The 22,659-nt window shown below is 72.0% G+C and carries 17 protein-coding genes and 1 tRNA gene; 7 read left to right on the top strand and 11 right to left on the bottom strand.

The features are described 5' to 3' along the window. The first annotated feature begins 9 nt into the window (after positions 1-9). The 3 genes from eboE to ACZ6C1_RS07205 all read left to right on the top strand — a co-directional run bounded on the left by eboE (position 10) and on the right by ACZ6C1_RS07205 (position 3,678). Entirely contained in the window at positions 10-1,179 is a 1,170-nt protein-coding gene (gene eboE, locus ACZ6C1_RS07215; protein WP_469238663.1) for a metabolite traffic protein EboE, read from the top strand. After that, positions 1,176-2,564, top strand: a complete 1,389-nt coding sequence (locus ACZ6C1_RS07210; protein ID WP_469238661.1) for a nucleotide pyrophosphatase/phosphodiesterase family protein — start codon at positions 1,176-1,178, stop codon at positions 2,562-2,564. Before eboE ends, ACZ6C1_RS07210 begins: the two co-directional genes overlap by 4 nt. Before the next feature lie 73 nt (positions 2,565-2,637). Then, positions 2,638-3,678 carry a sugar phosphate isomerase/epimerase family protein gene (locus ACZ6C1_RS07205; RefSeq protein ID WP_469238659.1) on the top strand — a complete coding sequence of 347 codons (1,041 nt, stop codon included), beginning with the start codon at positions 2,638-2,640 and terminating at the stop codon, positions 3,676-3,678. Positions 3,679-3,776: 98 nt separating this feature from the next. On the opposite strand, the gene ACZ6C1_RS07200 is transcribed toward ACZ6C1_RS07205, so the two are convergent. After that, complete coding sequence (locus ACZ6C1_RS07200) at positions 3,777-5,054, bottom strand: DUF2254 domain-containing protein (protein WP_469239076.1); 1,278 nt, start codon at positions 5,052-5,054, stop codon at positions 3,777-3,779. A 219-nt stretch (positions 5,055-5,273) separates the two neighbouring features. Between ACZ6C1_RS07200 and ACZ6C1_RS07195 the strand changes: the two genes are divergently transcribed. Next, positions 5,274-5,361 (top strand) — tRNA-Leu (locus ACZ6C1_RS07195). An 87-nt stretch (positions 5,362-5,448) separates the two neighbouring features. Here the strand turns inward: ACZ6C1_RS07195 and ACZ6C1_RS07190 are convergent. From ACZ6C1_RS07190 to ACZ6C1_RS07180, 3 genes are all read right to left on the bottom strand, one after another. Next, complete coding sequence (locus ACZ6C1_RS07190) at positions 5,449-5,991, bottom strand: hypothetical protein (protein ID WP_469238657.1); 543 nt, start codon at positions 5,989-5,991, stop codon at positions 5,449-5,451. Between the two features lie 425 nt (positions 5,992-6,416). Next, complete coding sequence (locus ACZ6C1_RS07185; protein WP_469238655.1) at positions 6,417-6,872, bottom strand: hypothetical protein; 456 nt, start codon at positions 6,870-6,872, stop codon at positions 6,417-6,419. A gap of 15 nt (positions 6,873-6,887) precedes the next feature. Next, a complete protein-coding gene (locus ACZ6C1_RS07180; RefSeq protein WP_469238653.1) occupies positions 6,888-7,427 on the bottom strand; it encodes an RNA polymerase sigma factor in 540 nt (179 codons plus the stop codon). A gap of 529 nt (positions 7,428-7,956) precedes the next feature. Between ACZ6C1_RS07180 and ACZ6C1_RS07175 the strand changes: the two genes are divergently transcribed. Continuing rightward, the gene (locus ACZ6C1_RS07175) at positions 7,957-9,318 is read left to right on the top strand and encodes a pectate lyase family protein (protein ID WP_469238651.1); all 1,362 of its coding nucleotides are present in this window, start codon (positions 7,957-7,959) and stop codon (positions 9,316-9,318) included. Between the two features lie 69 nt (positions 9,319-9,387). Here the strand turns inward: ACZ6C1_RS07175 and ACZ6C1_RS07170 are convergent, their stop codons facing one another. From ACZ6C1_RS07170 to ACZ6C1_RS07140, 7 genes are all read right to left on the bottom strand, one after another. Next, positions 9,388-9,609 (bottom strand): hypothetical protein, encoded by a 222-nt coding sequence (locus ACZ6C1_RS07170; RefSeq protein WP_469238648.1) that lies wholly within the window; start codon positions 9,607-9,609, stop codon positions 9,388-9,390. A 120-nt stretch (positions 9,610-9,729) separates the two neighbouring features. Further along, positions 9,730-12,591, bottom strand: coding sequence for an NHLP bacteriocin export ABC transporter permease/ATPase subunit (locus tag ACZ6C1_RS07165; RefSeq protein WP_469238646.1), 2,862 nt, complete (start codon positions 12,589-12,591; stop codon positions 9,730-9,732). A gap of 1 nt (position 12,592) precedes the next feature. Then, positions 12,593-14,713 carry an NHLP family bacteriocin export ABC transporter peptidase/permease/ATPase subunit gene (locus ACZ6C1_RS07160; protein WP_469239075.1) on the bottom strand — a complete coding sequence of 707 codons (2,121 nt, stop codon included), beginning with the start codon at positions 14,711-14,713 and terminating at the stop codon, positions 12,593-12,595. An 89-nt stretch (positions 14,714-14,802) separates the two neighbouring features. After that, the gene (locus ACZ6C1_RS07155; RefSeq protein ID WP_469238645.1) at positions 14,803-15,609 is read right to left on the bottom strand and encodes a hypothetical protein; all 807 of its coding nucleotides are present in this window, start codon (positions 15,607-15,609) and stop codon (positions 14,803-14,805) included. 94 nt (positions 15,610-15,703) lie between these two features. Then, on the bottom strand, positions 15,704-15,925 hold the full coding sequence (locus ACZ6C1_RS07150; protein WP_469238643.1) for a type A2 lantipeptide: 222 nt from the start codon (positions 15,923-15,925) through the stop codon (positions 15,704-15,706). Between the two features lie 436 nt (positions 15,926-16,361). After that, positions 16,362-17,573, bottom strand: coding sequence for a polyprenyl synthetase family protein (locus ACZ6C1_RS07145; protein WP_469238641.1), 1,212 nt, complete (start codon positions 17,571-17,573; stop codon positions 16,362-16,364). Then, a complete protein-coding gene (locus tag ACZ6C1_RS07140; RefSeq protein WP_469238639.1) occupies positions 17,570-18,613 on the bottom strand; it encodes a tetratricopeptide repeat protein in 1,044 nt (347 codons plus the stop codon). The genes ACZ6C1_RS07145 and ACZ6C1_RS07140 overlap by 4 nt, the downstream gene beginning before the upstream one ends. A 780-nt stretch (positions 18,614-19,393) precedes the next feature. Between ACZ6C1_RS07140 and ACZ6C1_RS07135 the strand changes: the two genes are divergently transcribed. Together ACZ6C1_RS07135 and ACZ6C1_RS07130 are read left to right on the top strand one after the other, a co-directional pair. Further along, complete coding sequence (locus ACZ6C1_RS07135) at positions 19,394-20,152, top strand: HAD family hydrolase (protein ID WP_469238637.1); 759 nt, start codon at positions 19,394-19,396, stop codon at positions 20,150-20,152. Further along, positions 20,149-22,545 carry a glycoside hydrolase family 65 protein gene (locus ACZ6C1_RS07130; protein WP_469238635.1) on the top strand — a complete coding sequence of 799 codons (2,397 nt, stop codon included), beginning with the start codon at positions 20,149-20,151 and terminating at the stop codon, positions 22,543-22,545. The genes ACZ6C1_RS07135 and ACZ6C1_RS07130 overlap by 4 nt, the downstream gene beginning before the upstream one ends. The last annotated feature ends 114 nt before the right edge of the window (positions 22,546-22,659 follow it).

Raw genomic sequence — 22,659 nt, 5'->3', positions numbered from 1 at the left:
AGCCCGGCCATGCGCTTCCGCCACCCGGACGGCTCCACCATCCACCTCGCCTACTGCACCAACGTCCACCCCGCCGAAACACTCGACGGAGTCCTCGCCCAGCTCCGCGACCACTGCGAACCGGTCCGCAGACGCCTCGGCCGCGACCGCCTCGGCATCGGCCTCTGGCTCGCCAAAGCCGCCGCACACGCCCTGACCGCCGACCCGTCCGCCCTGCGCGCACTGCGCGCCGAACTCGACCGACGCGGACTGGAAGTCGTCACCCTCAACGGCTTCCCCTACGAAGGCTTCGGCGCCGACGAGGTCAAGTACCGCGTGTACCAGCCGGACTGGACCCGCCCCGAGCGCCTGGCCCACACCACCGACCTGGCCCGCCTCCTCGCCGCGCTCCTGCCCGACGACGTCACCGAAGGGTCCGTCTCCACCCTGCCCCTCGCCTGGCGCACCTCCTTCGACACCGCCGCGGCCGACACCGCCCGCACCGCGCTGACCACCCTCGCCCAGCGCCTGGACGCCCTGGAGGAGCTCACCGGCAAGTCCGTCCGCGTCGCGCTCGAACCCGAGCCCGGCTGCGTGATCGAGACCACCACCGACGCGATCGGCCCGCTCACCGCCGTATCGAGCCCCCGCATCGGCATCTGCGTCGACACCTGTCATCTCGCCACCTCCTTCGAAGATCCGCACACCGCTCTCGACGGCCTCGTCGCGGCCCGTATCCCCATCCCCAAGGCCCAGCTCTCCGCCGCTCTCCACGCCGAACACCCCCACCTCCCCGAAGTCCGGGAGGCACTCGCCGCCTTCGCCGAACCGCGTTTCCTCCACCAGACCCGCACCAGCACCGCCGCGGGCCTGCGCGGCACCGACGACCTCCCCGAGGCCCTCGACGGCGAGACGCTCCCCGACGGCGGCCCGTGGCGCGCCCACTTCCACGTCCCGCTGCACAGCCCTCCCCCCGCGCCCCTCACCTCCACCCTGCCCGTGCTCCGCGAGACCCTGGCGCGGCTCGTCGGCGGCCCCGCCCCGCACACCCGCCACCTCGAAGTCGAGACCTACACCTGGCAGGCCCTCCCACCCGGCCGGAACCCCCGCACCAGAGGCCGGCTCGCCGACGGCATCGCCGCCGAACTCACCCTCGCCCGCGACCTCCTCACCGACCTCGGTCTGAAGGAACTCCCATGAACCGGCCCACCCCCCTCCTGGTCCTGGACGTCGTCGGCCTCACCCCCCAGCTCCTCGACCACATGCCCCACCTCAAGAGGCTCGCCCGGAACGGCTCCCACGCCCCACTCGGCACCGTCCTGCCCGCCGTCACCTGCGCCGCCCAGTCCACCTTCCTCACCGGCACCCTCCCCGCCGAACACGGCATCGTCGGCAACGGCTGGTACTTCCGCGAACTCGGCGACGTCCTGCTGTGGCGCCAGCACAACGGCCTCGTCTCCGGCGACAGACTGTGGGACGCGGCCCGCCGCGCCCACCCCGGCTACACCGTCGCCAATATCTGCTGGTGGTACGCCATGGGCGCCGACACCGACATCACCGTCACGCCCCGCCCCGTCTACTACGCCGACGGCCGCAAGGAACCCGACTGCTACACCCGTCCGCCGGCCCTCCACGACGAACTCACCGAGAAGTTCGGCACCTTCCCCCTCTTCCACTTCTGGGGCCCCGGGGCCGACATCGTCTCCAGCCGGTGGATCATCGACGCCACCCGCCACATCATCCGCACCCGCACCCCCGACCTCGCCCTGTGCTACCTCCCGCACCTCGACTACGACCTCCAGCGATACGGCCCCGACGACCCGCGCTCCCACCGGGCCGCCACCGACCTGGACGCCGCCATGGCCCCTCTCCTCGACGACGCGACGGCCGAAGGCCGAACCGTCGTCGCCCTGTCCGAATACGGCATCACCCGGGTGAACCGGCACGTCGACATCAACCGCGCCCTGCGCCGCGCCGGGCTGCTCGAGGTCCACACCCAGGACGGCATGGAATACCTCGACCCCATGGCCTCCCGGGCCTTCGCCGTCGCCGACCACCAGATCGCCCACGTCTACGTGCGGCACCCCGAGAACCCCGAGAACATGGCTGCCGCCCGCGCCGCCCTCGCCGACCTGCCCGGCATCGAGACGCTCCTCGACGACGAGGGCAAAAAGGCCCACGGACTGGACCACCCCCGCTCGGGCGAGCTCGTCGCCCTCGCCGAACCCGACGCCTGGTTCACGTACTACTACTGGCTCGACGACGCACACGCGCCCGACTTCGCCCAGCTCGTCGAGATCCACCGCAAGCCCGGCTACGACCCCGTCGAGCTGTTCCTGGACCCCCTCGACCCCTATGTACGCCTCAAGGCGGCCACGGCCATCGCCCGCAAGAAACTGGGCATGCGCTACCGCCTGGCGGTCGTGCCCCTCGATCCCTCACCTATTCGTGGCAGCCATGGCCGCCTCCCCACGAGCGATGACGAAGGTCCGCTCATCGTGTGCTCCACCCCCCGCGCACTCCGGGACCGCGTCGCGGCCACCGAGGTGAAATCGCTGCTGCTCCGGCTCGCCGGGCTCCACTGATCTTCAGCGATCGCCGGCGATCTCCAGCGATCTCCAGTGAAGCAGACACCACCGACAACGAGGAGTTATCCACATGCCGCGCACGACCAGGACGACCGACCCCGAACTCGCGCACAGGCTCAGCAGACGCAACATGCTCGGCGTCGCCGCCGGCGCCACGGCCACCGCCCTGCTCGGCGGCGCGACCACCGCGTCGGCCACCGAGACCGCCACGAGCGGCGGCGGCCACGGACGGCCCGTCCTGCCACCCGGCCGCCTCGGCATCCAGCTGTACTCCCTGCGCGACAAGGTCTCCACCCTCGGCTTCGCCAAGGTCTTCGAGGAGCTCCGCCGCTTCGGCTACGACGAGGTCGAGTACGCCGGCTACAGCCAGGGCTCCGCCGGCCCCCTCACCCTCGACCGGCTCAGGCGGCTCACCCGCGACCACGGCCTGCGCGCCATCGGCAGCCACGTCGGCTACTACTCCTCCGACCCCGGCGCCTACACCTTCGCCCAGAACCTCACGAAGGTCCTCGACGACGCCCAGGCCCTCGGCCTCAAGCACATCGGCACCGCCTCCGGCCCATGGCGCTACGGCGCCACCGTCGACGGGTGGAAGCGCTGCGCCGAGGAGTTCAACCACTACGGCGCCGAGGCGAAGAAGCGCGGCATGAAGTTCTACCAGCACAACCACGCCGAGGAGTTCTCCTTCGCCACCGACCGGCCCGACGTCCGCCTCTACGACGTCCTCCTCGCCGAGACCGACCCCGACCTCGTCTACCTGGAAATGGACATCTACTGGGCGTACGCCGGCCAGTTCCGGTTCGGCAGGCGCGCCGACGGCACGCCCGCGCCCTTCGACCCGCTCGCCTACGTGCTGAAGCAGCCCGACCGCTACCCGCTCTTCCACGTCAAGGACGGTGAACGCGACGACTCCGCCCGCGACGGCTACCGGATGGTGGACGTCGGGGACGGAGACATCGACTACCAACGCTTCATCTCGGCGGTCACCCGCACCCACGGCGGCCGGCGCGACCATCACTGGCAGGCCGAACACGACAACCCGGTCGAGTCCTTCACCTTCGCCCGCAAGTCGAGCGCGCACCTCCACTCACTGCGCGAGAAGGACTGCTAGACGCGAGAAGGACTGCCCAGGAGGGACCGCCAGACGCGAGGGCGACCGGCCGGACCGCGACAGGGACCGACGGAGCCGCCGGACCGCCGGCCGGGCCACTACCCGATGCCCTGCCGGTCGGGGCCCAGCGCGAACACCCGGTCGGCGGGCTGCGCCACCGTACCCTCCACGGCCTGCTGGAGGAGCGAGCGGTGGCGCAGCAGAGGCTCCCGGCGTTCCCCGGGCGCGAGCAGCAGCAGATCGTCGATGCCGGCCAGCATGCGCCGGGTGACCTGCGGGCTGCCCGCCGCGCACAGTCTCAGCTCGGCGAAAGCGAGATCGACCAGGTCGCTCCACCCCGGTACGTCCTGCACCAGCCGGACCACGCCCCGCCGGTCGCGGTGCCGCACGGTACCGAGGGGGCGCGGCGCGACGTCCGCCAGGAACTGCACGATCCGGTCCAGGCACTGCACCGCCGTCGTCGGATCGTTCACCGCCGACGACATCGCCCTCAGCGCGATGTCCACCAGCTGCCGCAGCCCGAACGACACGTCCTGGTGGAATGTCCGCTCCACCCCCACCGACACCGCCGACCGCAGGACACCCGGGACCGGCGTCGTCCGCCCGCCGTGCACGGCCAGCACCGGTGTGCCCGGCACCACATGGTCCCCGATGCGTGGGATCAGCCGGAGCACCACGTCGTGCCGCCGCGCCCAGCGCACCAGCCGCGCCACGTCCACATCGCGCAGCACCCCGGCCCGTGCCCGGTGCACCACCCGCCCGGTCTCGGGCGGCAGCACCGCCACCTCCCGCCCTCCGGCCGGCTGCCGCGCCAGCACCCGCAACGCCTCCCGGGTGATCTGCTCCACCACCGGCCCGACCTGCATCAGACGCAGCGTGGTGGTCACGTACGCGATGAACAGCAGCAGGCTCAGCCCCACCAGCAGCAGCGTGACCACCGACTGCACCAGCGGTACGGACGTGATCCTCTCCGGTCGGGTCTCGCTCTCGTACGAGGTCAGGACCAGCAGCGAGAACAGGAACGTCGACAGGAACACCGACAGCGTCAGCTTGCTGATCCGGCTCCTTACGAAGATCCGTACCACTCGGGGGGTGAGCTGACCGCTGGCCATCTGCAGGGCCACCAGAGAAATGCTGAAGACGACGCCGATGAAGGTCATCATGGCGGAGCTGACCGTGACCACGATCGTCTTGGCGTCGTCGGCGATCGCGGCGAGATCGGCGATCTCGTCGTACGCCTGCTGCTCCCGCAGGTGGTCGACGATCGCGGCATCGGCCGCGGCCGCCGCCAGCCAGAGCACGAACACGCACACCAGCCCCGCGGTCGGGGCGAACCAGAAGGTGTCCCGCAGATGCTCCCGCAGCGGCGACAACATGCGGGGTCTGCGCGGTTCCGGTACGAAGCTCACGCCCCGCACGCTATCCCTACCCTCGGTGCACTCCTGGGGACGCTCCGTGTGTGTCGCCCGAGCGTCCCCGGCGACGGCCCGCCCCGGCCGTCTGACCACGGGATATGCGGGTGAAGGGCACCTCGAACCCCTGGTAGAGTTATCCATGTCGCCGCGGGGAACAGCCCAGCGAGCGGCAGACACCTTGTCCGGGTGGCGGAATGGCAGACGCGCTAGCTTGAGGTGCTAGTGCCCTTTATCGGGCGTGGGGGTTCAAGTCCCCCCTCGGACACCACCGAATGCTGGTCGGGATTTTCCCGACCAGCATTTTGCGTTGTTCGGCCGCCACGGCCCGCCTGGAGGGAACGCTCCGTGCCGGCCGTCAGCGGTCCCGCAAGCGGTGGATGGAGCCCTGGGCCCGGGTGATGGCGGCGAGGGCGACCTGTACGGCGCGTCCCTGTGCTCGTGCCTGGGTCAGGGTGGCGGGACCGGCGCCTGTCGCGGTCGGTACCGCGGTGTTCAGCAGGGCGTGCAGCCCGGTGACGACTTCGGTGACGACCTGGGTCGTTTCGGGGGTCGAGGTGGACGCGGCGTCGGCGCCGGCCAGCTCGTACATCAGCGTGCGCAGCCGTGGACAGTCCGCCTCCGTCAGCAGCGCGTCCTGGTCGGCGAGGAGCTGGACGTGTACGCGGATGCGGCGCAGGGTTTTCGCCAGTTCCGTCAGATCGGCGCGATGGTTGTCGACGCGGCGCCAGTGGTGGGCCAGTTTCCAGCCGGTCACGGCGACGCCGATGGTGACCAGGGCGCTGAGGAGGCCCAGCAGGACCGGGGTGGCCCCGCCCCCCTGGGCGGCGAGGTGGTGACCGGTGAGGACGGCGCTCGGGGCCGTCTCGTTGAGCAACTGGAAGCCGTGCGGGCTGTGCACGTCCCCTCCCTGGGGTGGTCGGCCGGTGATGTGCGGGTGCTACTGGGGAAGACGTCGCACATCCCGGCGTTCACCAGTGCCTGGTCAGTAGGCGTGAGAAAGGGAAAGGCGGTCTTCACCGACCTGTTGTCGGTGAAGACCGCCCTCCTTACGCGTGCCCGGACAATTCCTGTCCGTCGGCCGCGGAGGCCATCACCCATATCCCTCCGGTGATGCCCCCCGGTGGTCCCGTTACTGATCGGAGCTCCCCCGAGCACCATTCAGCCACGGGAACGGACTTCTCGCCGGATACGACCCCGGCGGAGCGTTGTCCGGCACGCGGTGTGCTGCCGGGAACGTGGTCCCGGACGGCTCGCGATACCTTTTACCGGCCTCCTTTCCTCGTCGGTCACCATGTGGACGGAGAGGGCGTTCCGTACGCCGTCTCATCCTCCGCGAGCTTGCCTTCTCCCGGGCCCACCTGATGGTCCCCTCCACTCCGCAACGGTCAGCTTCGCCAGCGGATCTCCCCCCTCAGCGGCACGGATCCACCACTCACGTGCCTCGGCCCCGTGCCCGAGATACTCCGTGAGTTCGGCGATCCTGCGCAATGTCCGCGGCTGCGTATGAAGAGTGGTGTCGTGCACGAGTTCCTCTAGCTCCAGGTCGAAGAACTCGTCGTGACCGGGGCGGTCACCGTCTCTGCGCCTTCCGCCTCGTTCCGGGCCGGCCTGTGGCGGGCGGCCGGCCCGGAGCGAGGAATCCCCAGCGCAGCCCTCACGCGAGGGCTCGATACCGAGCCTGTCCAGCACCCGTTGGGTGAAGGCTTCGGCGTCGAACCGGAGGGCTTCCCTGTTGAGGGATTCGGCGGCCAGGCGCAGACGCCCTTCAGCGTCGTGCATCCTGGTGCCTCCTTTTCATGCGTTGTCGCCGATGATCTCGCGCAGGCGAGTCAGCGCGGCTTGGTGATATCTGCCGGCCGTCGTCCCCGCAAGCCCCAGTACATGGCGTGCGGCGTTCAGCGACATCTGGTCGACATACATCAGATGAATCAGGTCCTGCTGGGTGGAGTCCAACGTGGCCACCGCAGCCCACAGTTCGCGCGCCATGTCGCGGAAGACGGCTTCTTCCGCGGTTTCGCACGCGTCGGGTATCCGGTTGCCCTTGTCGTCGTCCCACGGCACTTCGGTCAGGGGGTGCTTCTTCTTCCCCACCACGCGGCGCTTGTCCTTGCGGTGGAGATCGATCGCGGCACTTCTGACCACCGTGTACGCCCAGCCGAGGGGTGCCTCGCCCTGGATTCTCCTGTCCGGCCACGCCTTCCACATCCTGGCGAAGGCTTCCTGGAGTACGTCTTCCGCGAGTATCCGGTTCCCACAGACCCTGATGGCGAATGCGAGGAGCCGGGTGGCATACGTCCGTACGAACTCACTGAACTGCCGCTCGGCATCGTCCACATTCATCGGACTCCACCGATCGGCAGAAGGGGCGCCGGCGGAACAACGTTCAGCGCGGCGGCCGGACTTCCCGGGGCACGGTCGATGAGGACCGTGCGTGGCCTCGGCCGTCCCCTGCTGCCCCGCCCCGGTGTTCCGTGGCGGTTGGCGGGTTCGGGCCCTGTCTTGGTGGTGCTAGGGGAGCGAACCTGGAGCATTGCCCACCCCTTTGTCGGGGTCCTGGCAAGTAGGACCGGACGAACCCGGTCCACCGGACGAGAGGTCCGGGCGCACTCAGTGCTTCACCGAGGTAGACGTCCCAGGAGCCGAAGTTCACCACCCTCCTCGGGGCGACGGCGTCCCCTCCAGCATGGGAGACCGCTCGGGAGCTGCGCAGACGCTCCGAAAAAATCAGCGAGGCCTTTTTCTGGGGCGGGCACTCACGCCGAAGGATCATCCGGCCGGCAACCTTTCCGGCCGCTGCGGCAACCAAGGGGTGACAAGCCCCGACAACCGGGGCTCGCCGATCGATCTCCTTAAGGATTCATCTGTGGCATCCCCCACTCATCGCCGGTCCTTCCGTCGGCGGCGCACGGCGTTGATCTGCACCGCGGCCGTGGCGGCCGCCGGTCTCAGCGCCGTCCCGCTCGTCATGAACGCGAACGCGGCCCCCGGCCTGGCGCACCAGACACTGCCCGCGGGCGACGGCTGGGCGGCCGACGGCTCCGGTACGACCGGTGGCTCCAGGGCCACCGACGCCCATGTGTACACCGTCTCCACCCGCGCCGAACTGGCGAAGGCACTCGGCTCCGGTTCCGGCACCACCCCGCGGATCATCCGCGTCAAGGGCACCATCGACGCCAACGACAAGAGCCGCTGCGCCGATTACGCGGCCGGCACCGGCTACACACCGGCCGCCTACCTCGCGGCGTACGACCCCGCCGTGTGGGGCCGGTCGAAGATGCCCTCCGGCCCGCAGGAGAACGCTCGCAGGGCGGCCCAGGCCAAGCAGGCGAAGAACATCGTCTTCCGGGTCCCGTCGAACACCACCCTCGTGGGCGTGCCGGGTACCGGCGCCGGGATCAAGGGCGGGAGCGTGGTCGTCCAGGACGCGGACAACGTCATCATCCGCAACCTCACGTTCAGCGCCACCGAGGACTGCTTCCCGCAGTGGGACCCGACCGACGGCTCGAAGGGCGAGTGGAACTCCGCCTACGACTCGGTCAGCCTGCGCGGCGCCACGCACGTGTGGGCCGACCACAACACGTTCACCGACTCCCCGACGTACGACAGCGCGGGCAGGACCTACTTCGGGCGCAAGTACCAGGTACACGACGGGGCCCTCGACATCACCAACGGCTCGGACCTGGTGACCGTCGAACGGAACGTGTTCACCAGTCACGACAAGACGATGCTGATCGGCAGCAGCGACTCCGACAGCAAGGGCAAGCTGCGGGTGTCCATCCACCACAACGTGTGGAAGGGCATCACCCAGCGGGCGCCCCTGGCCCGCATCGGCCGCGTCCACATCTACAACAACCACTACGACACGACGAAGCTCAACGGCTACGCCCACCAGTACAGCGTCAACGCCCGCGCCGGGGCGGGGATCGTCCTCGAACACAACGCCTGGACGCTGTCCGGCGACCGGAAGCCGGCGCAGTTGCTCAGCGGTGACGGTACGGGTGCGGTCGCGGGCCGCGGCAATGTGGTGAACGGGGCGGTGACCGACCTCGTGGCCGCCCACAACGCCGCGAACGCGAAGAAGAAGCTGGGGACGGCGGTCGGCTGGACACCGGTCCACACCGCCGGACTTCGGACCTCCGCCACGAACCTGCCGGCGGAACTGGCCCGCACCACGGGTGCCGGAGTCCTCACCGACTCGGGTGCGGTCGCCACGCCCAAGGGCTGACCGGGACGGCGGCGGCCGCCGGGACGACCACGTGTCGTCCCGGCGGCCGTCGTTCGACGGGTGGGCCGTTTACCACTCGGCGCCGATGGCCCCGCCCTTGTGCCAGCCGCCTACGGCGATCTTGGAGCCACCGGCCGACTCGAGGGCGGCGAACTTGCCCTTGTCCCACTCGAAGGCGTGGAAGTTGCCGTGGTCGTCCTTGTCGTCGTCGCCGTGAGCGGCGGCGGGGACGGTGCCGAGCGCCATGGCAGCGGCGACGAGGGCCGTGCAGGCAAAGGCCTTCCTGAGCATGTGTTCCTCCGTGGACGCGCCGCCCGGTCCGTCCGGGCGGGGTTCGTAAGGAGGGGTTCCGCGTTCTCGGGGACCGGCGCGCCCCTGAGGGCCGATCCCACCCTTTCGAAGGATGTCCGGTCAGCGCATTTGGCGGCGTACCAGCTCGTAGAGGTGCCCGCCGGGGTCGGCGAGGAGCGCGGCAGGGGAGCCCTGCTCGACGATGCGGCCGGCCGACATGACGATCACCCGGTCGGCGTCCAGCACCGTCGACAGGCGGTGAGCGATCACCAGCCGGGTGGCGTCGATACGGCGCGTGGAGTCGATGACGATGCGCTGCGCCTCGTTGTCCAGCGCGCTCGTCGCCTCGTCCAGGAACAGGATCCGGGGGCGGCGGATCAGGGCCTGCGCGATCATCAGGCGCTGGCGCTGGCCGCCGGAGATCGCCCCACCGCCCGCGATCATGGTGTGCAGCCCCATCGGCATCCGTTTGATGTCCTCCGCGAGACCCGCCATCTCCGCGGCGGCCCACACCTCCTCCTGGGAGAACGACTCGGCGCCGCTGATGCAGTCCAGGATCGAGCCGGTGAGGGGCTGGGCGTTCTGCAGGACGACACCGCACTGGCGGCGCACGGCCGCCTGGTCGAGGGCGGTCAGGTCCTGGCCGTCGTACAGGACACTGCCCGTCACCGGCCGGTCGAAGCCGATCAGCAGGCGCAGCAGGGTCGACTTGCCGCAGCCGCTGGGGCCGACGACCGCCACGAACTCGCCCGGCCTGATGTGGAGCGACACGTCGTCGAGGACGAGGGGCGCGTCGTCGGAGTAGCGGAAGGAGAGGTTACGGGCCTCTATGGCGCCGGACAGGACACCGGGCTGCGTGGTGGAGCCCCGGACCTCCGGAGCCTCGTCCAGGACCGGCTTGATCTGTTCGAACAGGGGCAGCGCCGCGGCGGCCGAGACGAGGGCCCCCGTGACCTGCGTGACCGACGTCAGCAGCATCGTCACCGACGTACTGAAGGTGAGGAACTCACCCGCCGTCATGCGGCCGCGTGCCGGGCCCGCCAGGAGCACGAACATGATGAGGGAACAGAGCGGGAGGTAGACGGCGTCGAGGACGGTGGTGACGTTACGGATCCGGCCCGCCCGCTGCTGCAGCTCGCGGGAGCGGGCGAACTCCCGTGCCCACGCCGCGTACGCGAAGCTCTCCGCCGCCGCGACACGCAGCTTGGGAAGCCCACGCAGGGTCTGGAAGGCCTGGTTGTTGAGCTTGTTGTTCAGCTCGACCAGCCGCCGCTGCCAGCGCACCTGCCACAGCCCGAGCCCGAGGAACACGACCGCGATCACCAGCAGCATCGCCATCGCGGCCAGCGCCAGCGGGACGCTGTAGCAGAGCAGCAGCACCAGGTTCACCACACCCACCGTGCTCGCCTGCACCGCCACCGGACCCACCCCGGTCAGGACGCGGCGTATCGCGCTGATCCCCATGGCCGCGCTCGCCAGCTCCCCCGTGGAGCGCTCGGCGAAGAACTTCGTCGGCAGCCGCAGCAGCCGGTCCCACACCGCCGGCTGGAGCACGCTCTCGATGCGCCCCTCCATCCGCAGCACCGTCAGGTTCTGCATCAGCATGAACGCGGCGGAGACCACTCCCGCGATCATCACGGCCACGGCAACCTGTGTGATCAGGCTCGTCTGCGCGGCCGGTACGTACACGCCGAGGATCCGGCCGGTCGCGACCGGCACCAGCGCGCCGAGCCCCACCGTCACCAGCCCGGCGAGAGCCAGGTTGCGTACGTCGCCCCCGGCTCCCCGCAGGCTGAAGCGCAGCAGCCGTGACGGCGTCATGGGCCGCTCGGGGAGCGGGCGGTAGAACATCACCGCCCTCGGCTCCAACTCGGCCGCCTTCTCCGCCCCGATCCGTATCCGCAGCCCCGAGGCCGGGTTCACCGCCTCGTACCGGCCGCGCCGCCACAGCAGCGCCACCGGGGCTCCCGACTTCGCCCAGTGGCCCACCAGGGGCCCGGAGTCCGTGCGCCACCAGCGCCCCTCCAGCCGCACCGCGCGCGTGCGGACGCGGGAGGCGACCGCGATGCGCTCCACCGCGCCGGTCCGCCCGTCGGCCACACCGCTCGCCGACGGTTCGGCGAGCGTGATCCCGGCCGCGCGGGCGACCTGCCGGCACACCGCGTACGTGGCGTCGTCGTCCGCCGCCGAGCTCCTCTTCCGGCCCGTGCGGTCCGGCCGCCCGATCGACGCCAGCAGCGCCTGGTCGGCCCGCGCGCGGACCGTCTCGCCCGCCTTGATGCCGGCGGCAGTCCGGTCCTCGTGGGCGCGTTCCAGCTTCTCGATCCAGCGGTCCACGGCGGACAGCAGCCGGTACTGCTGGTTCACCATCCGCTGCCACAGCGCGCCGTCGACCAGCAGTTCGCCCGCCGCCTCCGCGCCGTACGCGGCGCCGTACCGGACGCCGCCCGGCGGGACCGGCATCCACAGCATGTCGTCGTCGGTGACGGTCTCGTCCGCCGTGGAGCGCCCGTCGTCGAGGGGCGCCTCGAACAGCACGCCCAGGCTGCGGGCGGTGCCCAGGGCGAAGGCGTGCTCCAGGGGTGTGGCCTCGCCGTAGGGGTGGTACGGGTCCTGCCCGGCGTACGGGTCCTGCCCCCCGTAAGGGTCGGTGTACGCGGCGTACAGCTCCCGCAGCCCGATCCGGCGCAGCGCGCAGTCCTGCGTGGGCCGGCCCACCAGGGTGTGCTGCGGGCCTTCGACGGGGCCGAGGAGCAGGCTGCCGGCCTCCAGGCGGCCCAGGAAGTGCCAGTGGCCCTGCTGGGCGGCGTCGACGGCGAACAGGTCGAGCCCGCCCGCGACGACGAGCCACAGTACGTGCGGCCCTTCCAGCGGTACGGTGCGCAGTCCCGCGCCCTGGACGGGGGAGCCCAGGGTGCCCAGGGCGTGGACCACCGGGTCGGCCGCGGCCGCCTGGGGGTGGACCTCCGGGTGGACGGACATGTCAGCGCTCCTTGACCAGCTCGGCGTACGCGCCGGAGGCGGCGAGCAGTTCCTCGTGTCGGCCCCGCTCGACGACCGTGCCGTGGTCCAGGACCACGATCTCGTCGCTGTCGCGGACCGTGGACAGCCGGTGGGCGATGACCACGCACGCGCAGCCGCGCCGCCGCAGGTTGTCGATGATGACCTGCTCGGTCCGGGCGTCCAGCGCGCTCGTCACCTCGTCCAGGACGAGGATGCTGGGCCGCCGCACCAGCGCACGGGCGATCTCCAGGCGCTGGCGCTGCCCGCCCGAGAAGTTGCGCCCGTCCTGTTCGACGCGGCTGTGGATGCCGCCGGGGCGGCGCGCGATGACGTCGTCGTACACGGCGGCGTCCCTGAGCGCGGCGACGACGGCGTCGTCCGGGATGGAGGGGTCCCACAGGGCGACGTTGTCCCGGACGGTTCCCTCGAAGAGGAACACGTCCTGGTCGACGAAGGACACGGAGGCGGCCAGCGCTCCGCGCGGGATGTCCTCCAGGCGCCGGCCGTCGATCCGGATCGTCCCCTCCCAGGGGGCGTAGAGGCCCGAGATCAGCCGGGAGACGGTCGACTTGCCGCTGCCGGAACCACCGACCAGGGCCACCTGTTGTCCCGGCCCCACGGTCAGGGAGAAACCGCTCAGCAACGGCTTGTCCAGCGGGCTGTAGCCGAAGGTGATGTTCTCGAGCTCCACATGACCCTTGAGGCGGCGGGTACTCGCGTCCGGCTCCACGCGCGCGTAGAGGGCGTCGACGGGGAAGCTCTCCACGTCCTTCAGCCGGGCCACGTCGGCGGCGAAGTCCTGGATGCGGCCGGCCACCCCGTTCAGCCGGGTGATGGGGGCGGTGAAGCGCGTCACCAGGGCCTGGAAGGCGACGAGCAGACCGATCGAGATGTGCCCCTCCACGGCCCGCAGTCCGCCGATCCACAGGATCAGCGCGCTGTTGAGGGTCGCCAGGGTGGGCGCGACGACGGCCAGCGCGGCGCTCGGCACCCCGAGGCGCTGCTGCACCTCCAGGGTGGTCGCGTGCTGCCCCGCCCAACGGCGGAAGTAGCCGCTCTCGCCGCCCGTCGCCTTCATCGTCTCGATCAGCTGGAGGCCGGTGTACGAGGTGTTCGTCAGCCGTGCGTTGTCGGCACGCAGCTTCTGCGTGTGCGTCGCCCGCAACCGGATCACCATCCGCATGGCGACCACGTTGAGGAGCGCGATCAGCACCCCCACCACGGTCAGTTGGGGGTCGTACGTCCACAGCAGCAGCGCGTAGAGGACGACGACGACGCCGTCCACACCCGCGGCGGCCAGGTCGCGGGCGAGCGTCTCGGCGACCGCGTCGTTGGACTGGAGCCGCTGCACCAGGTCGGCGGGACTTCGCTGGGCGAAGAACGTGACCGGCAGGCGCATCAGGTGCCGGAGGAAGCGCGCGCTGGTGAGCGTGGAGGAGATGATCCGCCCGCGCAGCAGGTTGGCCTGCTGCAGCCCCGTCAGTACGGCGGTCAGGGCGACCATCGCCGCCATCGAGGCGAACAGCGGCCCCAGCACGGAGGTCTGGTTCCCGATCAGGAACATGTCGATGTACGTCCGGCTCAGCGCGGGCACCGCCGCGCCGACCACGACGAGCAGGAGGCTCGCGAGGAGTGCCGCCAGCAGGGTGCCCGTCGTGCCGCGCAGCCGCGCGGGTACGGCGCTCAGCACCCCGGGTCTGCGGCCGCCCCGGCGGAAGTCCGGGCCCGGCTCGAAAACGAGGGCGACCCCGGTGAAGCTGGTGTCGAAGTCCTCCGGGGAGACGAAGCGGCGTCCCTTGTCGGGGTCGTTGATGTGCACGCCCCGGCGGCCGAAACGGCGGCCCGTGCCGTCGTAGACGACGTAGTGGTTGAACTCCCAGAACAGGATGGCCGGGGCCTGCACTTCGGCGAGCGCCGCCGGCTCCATCTGCATGCCCTTGGCCTGGAGGCCGTAACCGCGGGCGGCTTTGAGGACGTTGCTGGCGCGTGAGCCGTCGCGGGAGACGCCGCACGCGATGCGCAGCTCCTCGAGCGGCACATGACGCCCGTGGTGGGCGAGCACCATGGCGAGGCAGGCGGCGCCGCACTCCACGGCCTCCATCTGGAGGACGGTGGGGGTGCGGACGGCCTTCGGCCGCCTCTTCCTCGGCGCGGCGCGCGTGGGGGCGCGGCGGCGGCCGCCCGGCGCGCTCACGGGAGAAGCCAGTCGACGGGGGCCTGAGAGGCCAGGTGCACGGAGGCGTTCACCAGCGTCATGGAGGCGAGGGGGTGATCGGGGCCGTCCGACGTCGACCACGCGTAGCCCGTCCTCGTCGCGGACGACCTTTCCAGCTCGACCAGGACCGCCACTGGCTGGCCGGCCCGTGAGAACTGTTCGCCCAGCTGGCCGTTGCCGAGGAAGGCGCTGATGCGCTGGCGGGTCTGGGCGGTCCGGCCGACGGAGGTCACCCGGCCGCGCAGGACGCCGTACTCCTGCGTCGGCACCGACTGCACGGTGAGGTCCACGGAGGCACCCACGGGTACGGTCGCGCCGCGGTCGGCCGGTACGTAGACCGTCGCCGTCAGGGGTGCGTCCCGCGTGTCGACCCGTTCCACGGACGCGACGTCGGAGCCGGTCGTGACCACGGACCCGATCGTCGCGACGAGGGCCGTCACACGCCCGGCGGCGATGGTGCGCACCACGGAATCGCCCTGTGCGGTACGGACCTTCAGCAGCGGCGCGTCGGCGGGCAGGTGGTCGCCCTCCTCGGCGAGTACACCGGTGACCTGACCGGCGACGGGGCTCTGGAGGAGGTAACTGCCCTTGCCATGGGTGAGGATTCCGGGCGCCGTGAGCGTGGAGGCCACCGAGCCGGTGACGGCCCAGACGGCCGCGGCAGCCATCGCGACGACGGTGACGGCCAGCACGAGAAGGCCCTGCGGCCGGGCGAAACGCACCGGCAGGTCTATTTCCTCGGGAGATTGCAGCTTGGAAAGGGCCTTTTGGCGGAACTGCACGTAACTCTTCCCTCGACTGCATGTGTCCGGTTCAGGAAGAGAACAGCGAGGTGAGCCCCGGAACGCGGAAGTCCCGGGGCTCACTCATGCCGTCTCAGAGGCCGGCGACGAAGCCGGTGACGGCCGAGGAGTTCAGGCCGGCGAAGGACTCGACGGCACCGACGGCCGACGTGGCGACCGTGGAGACCGGGGCGACCGAGTCGAGCGTGGCGGTCGCGCTGCCGACGACACCGCTGGCAACGGCGCTGTGGAGGCCACCGGACACGGCGTCCAGGTCGGCGTCGGAGATCTCCTGGGTCTGGATCTGGGGGTTCATGTGGTGAGGTTCCCTTCACACGGATAACTCGAAATGACTACGGAGCGAGCCTTTGTGCGATCGCCGCAGTGCGAAGGATCAAAGCACGGGGGTGCGTTGCTCAGCCAATCCGGTGAGCGCTCGTAACGACGGTTCACAGAGGCCTGATTACGTCGATGTGCAGGTGCGTCCATGGGTTGGTGGCGACTTCTTCACACGCCCGGCCGCCCGTCTTTCCGCCCCCTGTTGTCCAGGCGTTTCGGAACGGGACATTCCGGCATCAACGGCCGGGACGTCCCGACGGAGTCATGACGGCCCGTGGGAGGCGTTGTGACGCCTGTACATTCGGTGTGCAGATTCGCTGACATTGCCTCATAACGGATGTGCCTGCCGGGGTGGGGAATTGGCCGTTTTCCTGGCGTCGACCGACTTTGCCGGAGCCGTCCCCACCCCGGCGTCACACCGAGCGGCCCACCACGTACGGCAGCAGCGCGAGGAGCCGGCCGGCCGGTTCCGGCGCCAGCGGAACGCCCCGCAGGCACGCCCGCGCCCGGTCCAGTCGGAGCCGGGCCTCCCCCAGGGCCGCCTCCCGGCCGCCCGCCTCCTCCACCAGCAGAGCCGCCCGCCGCACCGCGGCCTCGTCCAACGGCCCCGGTACGGAGAGGACGGCGGCCAGCCGCCGGGACGCCGGTGTGCCCGCCGCCAGCGCGGCCAGCACCGGCAGGGTCTTCTTGCGCCGCCGCAGATCCCCGTGGACCGGCTTGCCCGTCGTCGCGGGGTCACCCCACAGCCCCAGCACGTCGTCGACCACCTGGAAGGCGACGCCCAGCTCACGCCCCGCCGTGGACAGGGCGTCCACCGTCACCGCCGGCGCGCCCGCCAGCAGGGCGCCCAGCGCCGCCGCGCACCCCAGCAGCGCTCCCGTCTTGTGCTCGGCCATCCGGAGGTACGCGCCGACCGGCACGGCACCGGGCCCCGCCCACGGCCGCGCCTCGAACAACAGGTCCTCCGCCTGCCCGTCCACCAGGTCCGACAGATCCCGCGACAGGCGCAGCACCGCCGCCCCGCCGTGCGGGCCGGGCGAGCCGGCGAGCACCTCGAAGGCCAGCGCGAAGAGGGCGTCCCCGGCCAGGACCGCGGGCCCCGTCCCGTACGCCTTCCACGCCGCCGGCCGCTGCCTGCGGGTCTCGTCGCCGTCCATGATGTCGTCGTGGAGGAGGGAGAACGTGTGGACCAGCTCGACCGCCACGGCCGCGTCGACCGCGGTCTCCGCCGGCGCCCCCGCCGCCTCGGCGCACAGCACGGCCAGCGCCTGACGCACGCCCTTCCCGGACGAGCCGGTGCGGGGCCCGCCCCCGTGCTCCCACCACCCGAAGGCGTACCCGGCCATCTCGGCCGGCCACGCGTGCATCCCCGCGACCCGCGCCCGCAGCACCGGCTCCACCAACGCGCGGCACCTCGCCAGCACCGCCTCGGCGCTCTCGGTACCCTCGGCGTCCCGCGCGGTGGGCGGCGTGGACGGGTGGTCGAGAGCGGGGGCCTCGGCCGCCGCCGCGCCACAGCCGTCGGACGCGTACGCGTGGCCCCCCGTGCCGTGGACGCCGCGGGGCGACGAAGCGTCCGGGGCGGACCGGGCGGGGTTCGTCGCGGAGGGGCGGGGGAGTGTCATCGGCGGGGCTCCTCGGGGGACAGGCCGAGCTCGGCATGGGCCCGGTCGACCATGGCGCGGGCGTGCAGGCCCATCCGGTCCAGGACGCCGGCCAGGTCGGCCAGTTCGGTGGCGGTGCGGGCCGGGTCGGCGAGGCCCAGCCGGGCGCGGGCCTTGACCGAGCCCAGGCGGGACAAGGCCTCGCCACGCGGCTCGTCCATCATGCGGAACTCGGCCAGCGCCTGCTCGTACGTCTCCAGCGCCTCCGCGTACCGGCCCGCCCGGTACAGCACGTTGGCGCGCATCTTGTGGTTGTAGGCCAGCGCGCTCGACAGGTCCATCTCCCGGCAGCCCGCCTCCGCACGGCCCAGCAGCTCCAGCGCGCGGGCGGTGTCACCGTCGCGCACGGAGACGATGTCGGCCAGCCCGCGCAACGCCCAGGCGTGACCGCGCCGGTCGTCCGCGGCGGCGGCTATCCCGGCGGCCTCCTCGAACAGCTCGTACGCCGTGTCGTACCGGCCGCTGTTGCGGTGCATCTGGGCGATGCCCTCCAGCGCCCACACGGTGTGCCGGGCCTCGCCCCGCTTGCGCGCCTCCGCGAGCAGCTCGTCGTGCAGCGCGCCGACCGCCTCGTAGTCGCCCTGGATCCGTCCCGTCTCGGCGAGCCCGGCCAGCGAGTAGCCGTGGGCGACGATGTCACCGCCACGTTTGCCCAGGTCGGCCGCGTACCGGAGCAGCCGGAAGGCCAGCGCGAGCGCCCCGCGCTGCCGGGCCAGCGTTCCGCCGCTCCACAGCGCCCACGCCATGGCCGGTACGTCACCGGCCGAACGCGCCGTGCGGTAACTCGACTTCCACGCCCGGTCCGCCGCCTCGACATGGCCGAGCCTTCGGTGCGCCTCCGCCACCGCGAGCGCGGCGCGCGCCGTCTCGTGCGCGTCGCCCGCACGTCGGGCGGCGGCCATCTGCTCGGTCGCCGCGGCGAGCACGTCCGTGAGCGAGGAATTCACCGACAGCGCGCTGAGCGCACCCTGGTACTCCGGCGCGAGAGCCTTGCTGAACATGTGTGCCCTTCCGCGAGGGGCGGCCGCGGGCCGTACGGCGTGTGGGCCATCGACGACGGACCTCCCCTCTCTTCTCGTTCTCCTCAGCTGACTGCGCGCGCTTCGGGAGGGAAGAGGATCAAGAGACGGGAGAGGTTCCACTTCTGGGTGACGGATCGTGACCACTCGCCGAGAGTGACCACTCACCGAGCCACCCGCCCGGCGAGGCCCCACGCGAGCCGACCACGACCAGCCGCCGAGACCCCGCCGGGGGCGACCGCAGGTCGGCCGTGCCGGCCCGCCGAGGCGCCCGGCCGAGCCCGACTGCGGGTCGGCCGTGACCGGCCGCCGAGCCCACCCCCCTCCGAGCCACCCGCCGGCCGAGGCGCCCACGCCAGAGGTGACCGGCCGGCCGAGCCCGACCCGCCAAGCGTGACGGCCCGCCGAGGGGGCCCAGACCCAGCGGGACCGCCCACCGAGCGAGGTGACCCCCGGCCGAGCCCGACCACGGGCCGGCCGTGACCGGCCGCCGAGCCGACCGCCCGGCGAGGCCCGACGCGGAGCCGACCGCCTGCGGAGGCCCCCCGCCGAGGCCGACCGCCCGGCGAGCGCACCCCCGCTGGAGGTGACCGGCCGCCGAGCCGACTGCCCGCCGAGCCCGCCCCCCGCCGAGTCCGCCCTCCCCGCCCCCCTGACCGCGCCCCAGCGGGGCGATGTGCGGATGGTGGCGGCGCGCCGCGTACGGCGGGCATTGCCGGGAACCCGTCGAGGTCCGACAGGACGAGCTGGGAGGACCCGCCCATGACCCCACAGGCGCCCGCCCACGGGCTGTGGGCCACCCGTGCCGTGGTGTGCGACACCGACGGTGTGGTCGCCGACTCCGCCCGGGTCCACGCCGCGGCCTGGAAGGCGGCCTTCGACGCTCACCTCCGGGCCCATCCTCCGGAGGACCCCGCCCGGCGCCGGCCGTTCGACGTCACCGAGGACTACCTGCGATACGTCGACGGGAAGTCCCGCCTCGACGGCGCGGCCGCCTTCCTCGCCGCCCGCGGGCCGCTCCCGTCCCCCGACGTGGTCGAGGCGGTCGCCGCCGAGAAGGAGCGGCTGTTCACCCGGCAGCTCCGGACGCGCGGCGTCGACGCCTACCCGGACGCGGTGCGGCTGCTGCGCGCCCTCCGCCGCGCCGGCATCCCGCTCGCCGTCGTCTCCGCCTCCCGCCACGCCCGCGAGGTCCTCGCCTCGGCCGGGGCGGCGGACCTGTTCGACGTCCGCGTCGACGGCGTGGAGGCCGCCCGGCTCAGGCTGCCCGGCAAACCCGACCCCGCGCTCTTCCTGGAGGCCGCCCGCCGGCTCGCCGTACCGCCCGCCGACTGCACGGTCGTCGAGGACGCCCTGGCCGGCGTCGAGGCCGGACGGCGCGGCGGCTTCGGCCTGGTCGTGGGCGTCGACCGCACGGCGGTCGGCGGAACGGGGGACGCGCTGCGCCGCGCGGGCGCCGACATCGTCGTACACGACCTGGCGGAGCTGCTCCCGGCCGCCCGCGAAGGAGCGCCGTCGTGACGGACTGGACCTGGGAGTACGAGGGGTACTCCGCCGCCACCGAGAGCCTGCGCGAGTCCTTGTGCACCCTCGGCAACGGCTACTTCGCCACCCGCGGCGCCGCCACCGAGTACTCCGCCGACGGCGTCCACTACCCCGGTACGTACGTGGCGGGCTGCTACAACCGCCTCACCTCCGACGTGGCCGGACGGACGGTCGAGAACGAGGACATGGTCAACCTGCCGAACTGGCTGCCACTGCGCTACCGCATCGACGCCGCCGAAACCCCCGGCGCGTGGCTGGGACCCGACAGCGACCAGATGACCGACCACCGCCAGACGCTCGACCTGCGCGCCGGAACCCTGGAGCGTCTGATCCGCTACGAGGACGACGACGGACGGCGACTGGCGGTGCGGCAGACCCGGATCGTCCACATGGCCGCCCCGCACCTGGCCGCGTTGCGCACCGAGTTCACCGCCGAGAACTGGGCGGGCACGCTGGACGTCGAGGCCGGCCTCGACGGTGACGTCACCAACGCCGGCGTTGCCCGCTACCGCCAGCTCGCCTCCCGCCACCTCACCCATGTGCACACGGGCGACGCCGGCGCCGACACGGTGTGGCTGCGCTGCCGTACGCGTAACTCCGACATCCGCGTCGGCATGGCCGCCCGCACGACCACCGCCGGTGCGGAGGACGCCACGCTCACGGTCCACCACGCCGACCGCCGCGTCACCCAGTGCCTCCGCCTCGTGGTCCGCCCCGGGAGCCCGGTCGTCGTCGACAAGACCATCGCCCTGCACACCTCCCGCGACGCGGCGATCAGCGACGCCCTGCACGCCGCCGTCGACCGGGTCGGCCGCGCACCCGGCTTCGAGACGCTGCGGGACTCCCACCGCGCCGCCTGGCGACAGCTCTGGCGCCGCGCGGCCCTGGAGGTGCCGAACGAGGCGGGCCGCATCCTGCGCCTGCACCTCTTCCACGTCCTGCAGACCCTCTCCCCGCACACCGCCGACCTCGACGTCGGAGTCCCCGCCCGCGGCCTGCACGGCGAGGCCTACCGCGGCCACATCTTCTGGGACGAGCTGTTCGTCCTGCCCTACCTGAACCTCCACTTCCCCGAGGTGTCCCGGGCCCTGCTCACCTACCGCCACCGCCGACTGGAACGCGCCCGTTTCACCGCCCGCGACGCGGGCTGCACCGGCGCGATGTACCCCTGGCAGAGCGGCAGCGACGGCCGTGAGGAGACCCAGCTCCTCCACCTCAACCCCCGCTCGGGTCGCTGGCTGCCCGACCACTCACACCTCCAGCACCACGTCGGCTCGGCCATCGCCTACAACGTGTGGCAGTACTGCGAGGCCAGCGGCGACACCGAGTTCCTGCACACCAAGGGCGCGGAGATGCTGCTCCAGATCGCCCGCTTCTGGGCCTGCCGCGCCGCCTGGGACCAGGATCTCGACCGCTACCGCATCCGCGGCGTCCTCGGCCCCGACGAGTACCACGACGCCTACCCGGGTGCCGACCGCCCGGGGCTCGACGACAACGCGTACACCAACGTCACGGCCGCCTGGGTGCTCGCCCGCACCCTGGAGCTGCTGCACGACCTGCCGGAACCGCGCAGGCGTGAGCTCGCCGAGCGCACGGAGCTCGACCACGGCGAGCTCGAACTGTGGGACGACGTCTCGCGCCGCCTGCACGTGCCGTTCCACCAGGGCGTCATCAGCCAGTTCGAGGGCTTCGGCGACCTGGCGGAACTCGACTGGGAGGGGTGGCGGCGGCGCTACGGCGACATCCGCCGGCTCGACCGGATCCTGGAGGCCGAGGGCGACTCCGTCAACCGCTACCAGGCGTCCAAGCAGGCGGACGTGCTGATGCTCGGCTACCTGTTCTCACCCGGCGAGCTGCGGGCGCTGCTGCGCCGCCTGGGCCACGACCTGGACGACGAGACCTGGCACCGGACCGTGGACTACTACCTGCACCGCACCAGCCACGGTTCGACACTGAGCGGCCTGGTGCACGGATGGGTCCTCGCCCGGGTACGGCGCGCCGAGGCGTGGCGGTTCTGCCAGGAGGCCCTCGAAGGAGACATCGCCGACGTCCAGGGCGGCACCACGGGCGAGGGCATCCACCTGGGGGCGATGGCGGGCACCCTCGACCTCGTACAGCGCGGCCTGACCGGCCTGGAGACGCGCGGCGGCGTCCTGCGCCTGGACCCGGTGCCGCTGCCGGAGCTGTCCGAGTACGACTTCACCCTCCGCTACCGCGGTCACTGGGGCGTACGGCTGCGCATGACACCGGGCCACCTGCACATCGCGGTCCCGGGCTCCGGCAGCGAACCCATCGGCATCGAGCTGGCCGACGGCGTCGCCGTCACGGTCGAGCCGGGGGAGGTCTGCGCCCTCCCGCTCCCCGCGTGAGCGTGACCGCGCCGGCGCGTGGGCGTGACCGGGCTACGCATGGGCGGGACTGCGCAACGCGTAGGCGTGACCGTGCTACGCATGGGCCTGATCGCGCTCCACGTAGGCGTGACC

It is taken from the genome of Streptomyces sp. NPDC041796 (genome assembly GCF_055590785.1).
The sequence above is the reverse complement of the archived record's forward strand: the minus strand, read 5'-3'. Positions and strand labels throughout refer to the sequence as shown.